The sequence below is a fragment of the Streptomyces sp. NH27 genome (assembly GCF_056859195.1).
In genome coordinates, this window is record NZ_JACEGK010000500.1 from 1 (window position 1) to 6,001 (window position 6,001).

Consider the following 6,001-nt stretch of genomic DNA (forward strand, 5'->3'; position numbering starts at 1 on the left):
GGGGGAGCGGATACGGTCGCGGACGCGGGTGCGGACGCGGACGGGTCAGCGGATGCGCTGGTGGGCGTGGGCGTGGACGTGGGCATGGGTGTCGGCGTGGGAGCGGACGGGTGCGCGGTCGTGGGCGCGGTCGTGGGGCGGACGGAGCCGCCGGAGGCGCCGGCCGGGGCGTCGTCCGTCGAGGAGGGCGGCGCCGGAAGCTGGGTGGGGGAGAGGTCGTTGCTCATCGCGGGTCGATCCTCGCACATGCCAGGGACATCGGACACGGACGGTAATCATCCATCGCGTACACGTGACGGCCGAATCGGGCGGTCCGGCGGGGCGGTGGCGAGTTGAGCCGTCGAGGGCGCAACTTCGGGGTGATGTAAACGTGATGATCGGCAAAGAGCGGACGTATGGCGGCGGGTGTTGCGACACCACGGTACCGATCTCCCTTAGAGTGCGTCTGTGGGCTCTGTGCGCAATCCTGTCGGACCTCTGCCATCGTCTATCTACTGGCGGCGGCGGGTTGTTGTGCTGTGCCTGCTCGCGCTGGCGGCCGCGATCGTCCTGTGGGTGGTCACCACCCGTGGTGGCGGCGGGGGGAACGGAGCGAGTGCCCCGGCCGACTCGCACACCCCGGCGGCGACGATCACCCCGGGGCCCACGCCGTCCGGCCCGCACCATGGCGGGGAGCCCGGCGGCCGCGACACCGCGCCGAGCGACTCGTCCGGCGGCTCGGGCAGCGGTGGCGACGACAACGGCGGTACGAGCGGCGGCTCTTCGAGCGGCTCGGACACCGGCGGTGCGGGCGACGGCGGCTCCACGGCAGGCGCGGGGACGGCCGGTTCCGGCAGCGGCGGCTCCGGCGCGGTGCCGGCGCCCGGCCAGGAGGTACCGGCAAACTCCTCGCTGCCGACCTGCGCCCCGGGCACGGTCACGCTGTCGCTCGTCAGCGTGCGCAACTCCTACCAGCCCGGCCAGGCCCCCGAGTTCCGGCTGGTGGCGGCCAACTCCGCTGCGGTCGGCTGCAAGATCGACGTCGGGCCGAAGAGCGCGGTGTTCACGGTCACCGGCGCGCCGGGCGCCAGTCACGTCTGGGCGTCCGACGACTGCGTGACCGCCGGCTCCCACCTGCTCCAGGTCCCCGCGCACTCCTCGATGTCGTACACGCTGCGCTGGGACGGCAGGACCAGCTCGCCGCAGTGCGCGAATCCGAAGGGCGAGCAGGCCAAGCCCGGCACCTACCTGGTGCAGCTCCAGAAGTCCGGATACGGCAGCAAGCAGGCGTCCTTCCAGCTCACGGACGACTGACGGCGACGGCTGACGGCGCCGCCGCCGGGCGGGGTCCGCAGGGGCGAACCCCGCCGGACCGGAAAGCACGGCCGGCCGGCGGGAGGCGCGGGAGTTACACGTACCGTTCCAGGATCGAGGACTCGGCCAGCCGGGACAGGCCCTCGCGGACCGAGCGGGCGCGGGCCTCGCCGACGCCCTCGACGGTCTGGAGGTCGTCCACGCTCGCGGCCAGCAGCTTCTGCAGGCCGCCGAAGTGCTCGACCAGCCGCTCGATGACGGTGTTCGGCAGTCGCGGCACCTTCGCCAGCAGCCGGTAACCGCGCGGCGAGACCGCGGAGTCCAGCGACTCCGGCGACCCGGTGTAGCCCAACGCGCGTGCCACCGTGGTGAGTTCGATCAGCTCGCTCTGCGGCAGCGCGTCCAGCTCGGCCATCGCCTCGACGACGGTACGGCTGCGCTTGGCGGTCGGCTCCGGGACGTAGTCGCGCGCGACGAGCTCGCGCTCGGGCTCCACGCCGGCGATCAACTCGTCCAGCTGGAGAGAGAGCAGGCGTCCGTCGCTGCCCAACTCCACGACGTACTCGGCGATTTCGGTGGCGATACGGCGCACCATCTCCAACCGCTGGGCGACGGCGGTGACATCGCGCACCGTCACCAGGTCCTCGATCTCCAGCGCGGACAGGGTGCCGGCCACTTCGTCGAGCCGGAGCTTGTAGCGCTCCAGAGTGGCCAGGGCCTGGTTGGCGCGGGACAGGATCGCCGCGGAGTCCTCCAGCACGCGGCGCTGCCCGTCGACGTACAACGCGATCAGCCGCATCGACTGGCTGACCGACACCACCGGGAAGTTGACCTGGCGGCTGACCCGGTCCGCGGTGCGGTGCCGGGTACCGGTCTCCTCGGTGGGGATGGTCGGGTCCGGCACGAGCTGCACGCCGGCCCGCAGGATCTTGGTGATGTCCTTGTCGAGGATCAGGGCGCCGTCGAGCTTGCACAGCTCGCGCAGCCGGGTCGCGGTGAACTCCACGTCCAGGACGAAGCCGCCGGTGCAGAGCGATTCGACGGTCTTGTCCATGCCGAGGACGATCAGGCCGCCGGTGTTGCCGCGGACGATCCGTTCCAGGCCGTCCCGCAGGCCGGTGCCCGGGGCGACCGCGCTCAGTGAGGCGCGCATCAGGCCGCCGTCGCTGCCCAGCCCGCTGCCGGCGCGCCCGGAGGAGTCGCCCGCTGCCCTACGAGCCGGGACGGCGCCCCCTGCCCGGTCGTTGGCTGCCACTCTGCTCCTCACGGTCGCTGCTTTTGGGCAAAGTTTACGACTCCCTGCGGGGGGCTTGGGCGGACCCGCCCGGGGTGGGCTGTGCTGTCGGTTCAGGGACCAGCTGTTTGTGGGGGGTACGAAGGGGTCTCGCCGCTACGGTGTCCCGCCGTCGCCGGGTGCCGGTGCGTTGTGGGTTGCGCGCGCAGTTCCCCGCGCCCCTGGCGGTGCCCCTTGCGGTGCGTGCTTGTCTGCGGGTGCGTTGTGGCTGCGCGCGCAACCGTCCACCGGCAGGTGGTCCCTTGACCGGCGGCACACAACCCCGGGGGTCAGGATCGGCGGGGGAGGGCGCGGAGCGCGTCGGAGATGTCGGCGACTTCGGTGACGCGCATGCCCGGAGGGATCTTCCCGGGGTCGGGGGGGACGAGGGCGTGGGTGAAGCCGAGGCGGTGGGCCTCGGAGAGGCGGCGCTGGACGCCGGTGACGCGCCGCACCTCGCCGGCGAGGCCGACCTCGCCGACGGCGACGAGGTTCTTCGGCAGGGGTGTGTCGATCGCGGCACTGGCGAGCGCGAGGGCGACCGCGAGGTCGGCGGCGGGCTCGGTGAGCTTCACCCCGCCGACGGTGGCGGTGTAGATGTCCTGCTTGCCGATGGACTTGATCCGGCCGCGCTGTTCGAGGACGGCCAGCATCATGGACACCCGGGAGGTCTCCAGGCCGGACGTGGTGCGGCGCGGGGAGGGGATCTGGGTGTCCACGGTGAGCGCCTGCACCTCGGCGACCAGGGGCCGGCGCCCTTCGAGGGTGACGGTCAGGCACGTGCCGGGCACGGGCTCGTCGCGGCGGGTGAGGAAGAGCCCGGAGGGGTCGGCGAGACCGGTGATGCCCTCGTCGTGGAGTTCGAAGCAGCCGACCTCCTCGGTCGCGCCGTAGCGGTTCTTCACCCCGCGGATCAGCCGCAGCCGGGCGTGCCGGTCGCCTTCGAAGCTGAGTACGACGTCGACCAGGTGCTCCAGCAGCCGGGGCCCGGCGATCGCGCCGTCCTTGGTGACGTGGCCGACCAGCAGCGTGGACATCCCGCGCTCCTTGGACGCGCGGATCAGGGCGCCGGCGACCTCGCGGACCTGGGCCATGCCGCCGGGCGCGCCGTCGATCTCGGGCGAGGCGACGGTCTGCACGGAGTCGAGGACGAGCAGGCCCGGCTTGACGTCGTCGAGGTGGCCGAGGACCGCGGACAGGTCGGTCTCGGCGGCGAGGTAGAGGTGGTCGGCGAGGGCGCCGATCCGGTCGGCGCGCAGCCGCACCTGGGAGGCGGACTCCTCGCCGGTGACGTAGAGCGTCGGGGCCTGCGGGCCCGATGCCTTCGCGGCCACGTCGAGCAGCAGCGTGGACTTGCCGACGCCGGGCTCGCCGGCCAGCAGGACGACGGCGCCGGGCACCAGGCCGCCGCCGAGCACCCGGTCCAGCTCGGGTACGCCGGTGGAGCGCGCGGTGGCCTGGGTGCCGTCGACCTGGGCGATCGGGCGGGCCGCCGTCGTCACCCGGCCGGGGGCGGTGGTGCGGACCGCGGGTGCGCCGCCGAACTCCGCGACGGTGCCCCAGGCTTGGCACTCGCCGCAGCGGCCGAGCCACTTCACCGCGGTCCAGCCGCACTCGGTGCAGCGATAGGAGGGGCGGTCCTTGGACGCGGGTTTGCGGGTGGCCATGCCGTTCACCGTAGCGGGCCGGACCGACAACCGCGTTCACTCGTACGTGTGGCCGTACTTTCCCCTTTTGTGGCGGATCATTACCCATAAGGGTTAAAGAAGGCCGGGAGTGCTGAACCGGGGGCGTTCGCCGGCCTACCGTCGCCCGGTGATGAGCAGGCAGGAAAGCCCCAACTCGACGCAGAGCACCGGAGCCCACCGCAAGCACCGTGCTTCGTCCGGACGGCCGTGCGGCGACGCGGAGCCCGAACGGGCCGGTCGGGGGCCCGGCGGCCGCCGCGAGGGCCGTGCCCGGCGGCCGCAGGGCACGCTGCCCATACAGCCCCCGGCGCACTACGAGCCGTATCTCGACGGCCTGTTCACGTACTGCCTGTCCATCCTGTGCGAGCACGACGCGGCGGCCGGCGCGCTCGGCGAGGTGCTGGCGCTGGCCGAGCGGCAGCGGGTCCGGCTGCGCGACCCGGGGCTGCGCAGGCCGTGGCTGTACGCGCTCGCCCGGTGGGTGTGCCTGCGCCGGCTCGCGGCGGGCAAGCCGGTCGCGCCGCACACCTCGGAGTCGGTGGCCGAGCAGCGGCGGGCCCAACTCGCCTCGCTGGCCTGGCCGGAGTCGGCCGGCACCAGCCCGGAGCAGCGCGAGGCGCTGGAGTTGGCGGTACGCCACCAGCTCGCGCCGCGCGAGGTCGCCCATGTGGTCGGGCTCGACGCGGAATCGGTCAGGACCCGGCTGGCCCGGGCCGCCTGCGAGGTGGAGCGGACCCGTACGGCGCTGGCCGTCGTGGACACCGGGAGCTGCCCGGAGGTGGCACAGCTGGCCGGGGACAAACAGGTGCTGCTCGGCACCGCGCTGCGCACCGAACTGGTCCGGCACGTCGACGACTGCCCGGTGTGCCGGCGCACCGCCGAGCGGGTCGTCGCCGACGGGCCGTGGCCGGGCGCGGCCGACGCCGCGGCGGTGCTGCCGCTGGTGGAGGCACCGCGTTCGGCGGCGTACGCGGCGCTGCTGTATGCCATGGACGTCGGGTTCGGGCGGGCCCGGGAGTCCACGCCGCGCTTCGACCGGCGCGGCTTCCCGACCGACCTCGGCGACAAGGCGGCACGGCGGGCGGTGCTGCGGCACCGTGCGGTGACCACCACGGTGGTCGCGGCGGTCGTGGCCGCGCCCGTGCTCGCGGTGTGGGCGGCCTACCGGGCCACGCCGCTGGGCGAGAACCCGCACGACGGGCGCAGCACGTCCGCGCCGGAAGGGATCGACGGGGCGCCGTACGAGAAGGCGGGCCACGCCGCTCCCTCACCGAGCGCGCCCGCGGTGCCGGAGGACTCCGGTGCGCCGTCGTCCGCCGGGGCGCCGCAGGGCACCACCGTGGCGGTCAGCGGGGGCACGGCGCCGCCGGCCGCGTCGGTGCCCGAGGGCGCCGGCTGGCTGGAGGTCTCGGCGCGGCCCGGGCGCGGGAGCACGTACGTCACGCTCACCGCGGGGGGTGCCGCGCCGGTGCGGTGGACAGCGGCCACTTCCGCGTACTGGCTGGAGTTCTCGGCGCGTTCGGGCACCTTGAAGCCAGGGGAAACGGTCACTCTGGTGATCCGGGTGGACCGTTCCCTGGAGCCGTCGGGGTCGTGGTCGGCACAGATCAGGTTCACACCGGGCGACGCGACGGTCACGTTCCAGGGGTCGTCGCGGCGGTCCGTGCCGCCGGTTTCCGCTTCGCCGACCGGGGGGAGCACGGAGAGCGGCTCCCCGCCGCCGAGTTCGTCCTCCCCGCCGCCGAGC

General features: G+C 74.0%; 4 protein-coding genes and 1 pseudogene. 2 read left to right on the forward strand and 3 right to left on the reverse strand.

The window, feature by feature from the left end; genetic code table 11:
* Positions 1-227: pseudogene (locus AC13HU_RS30365) on the reverse strand (hypothetical protein); the annotation flags it as partial.
* Between the two features lie 286 nt (positions 228-513).
* Between AC13HU_RS30365 and AC13HU_RS30370 the strand changes: the two are divergent.
* The gene (locus tag AC13HU_RS30370) at positions 514-1,293 is read left to right on the forward strand and encodes a hypothetical protein (protein ID WP_483045181.1); all 780 of its coding nucleotides are present in this window, start codon (positions 514-516) and stop codon (positions 1,291-1,293) included.
* 94 nt (positions 1,294-1,387) lie between these two features.
* On the opposite strand, the gene disA is transcribed toward AC13HU_RS30370, so the two are convergent.
* Together disA and radA are read right to left on the reverse strand one after the other, a co-directional pair.
* On the reverse strand, positions 1,388-2,548 hold the full coding sequence (gene disA / locus AC13HU_RS30375; protein ID WP_483045182.1) for a DNA integrity scanning diadenylate cyclase DisA: 1,161 nt from the start codon (positions 2,546-2,548) through the stop codon (positions 1,388-1,390).
* Between the two features lie 308 nt (positions 2,549-2,856).
* Entirely contained in the window at positions 2,857-4,233 is a 1,377-nt protein-coding gene (radA, locus tag AC13HU_RS30380) for a DNA repair protein RadA (protein WP_483045183.1), read from the reverse strand.
* A 151-nt stretch (positions 4,234-4,384) separates the two neighbouring features.
* Here radA and AC13HU_RS30385 point away from each other — a divergent pair.
* On the forward strand, positions 4,385-6,001 hold a 1,617-nt coding region (locus AC13HU_RS30385; RefSeq protein WP_483045184.1), incomplete at its 3' end, for a BACON domain-containing protein.

Coding starts and splice junctions, on each gene's coding strand:
- radA (WP_483045183.1), bottom strand. CDS start 4,233: ATGGCCACCCGCAAACCCGCGTCCAAGGACCGCCCCTCCTATCGCTGC.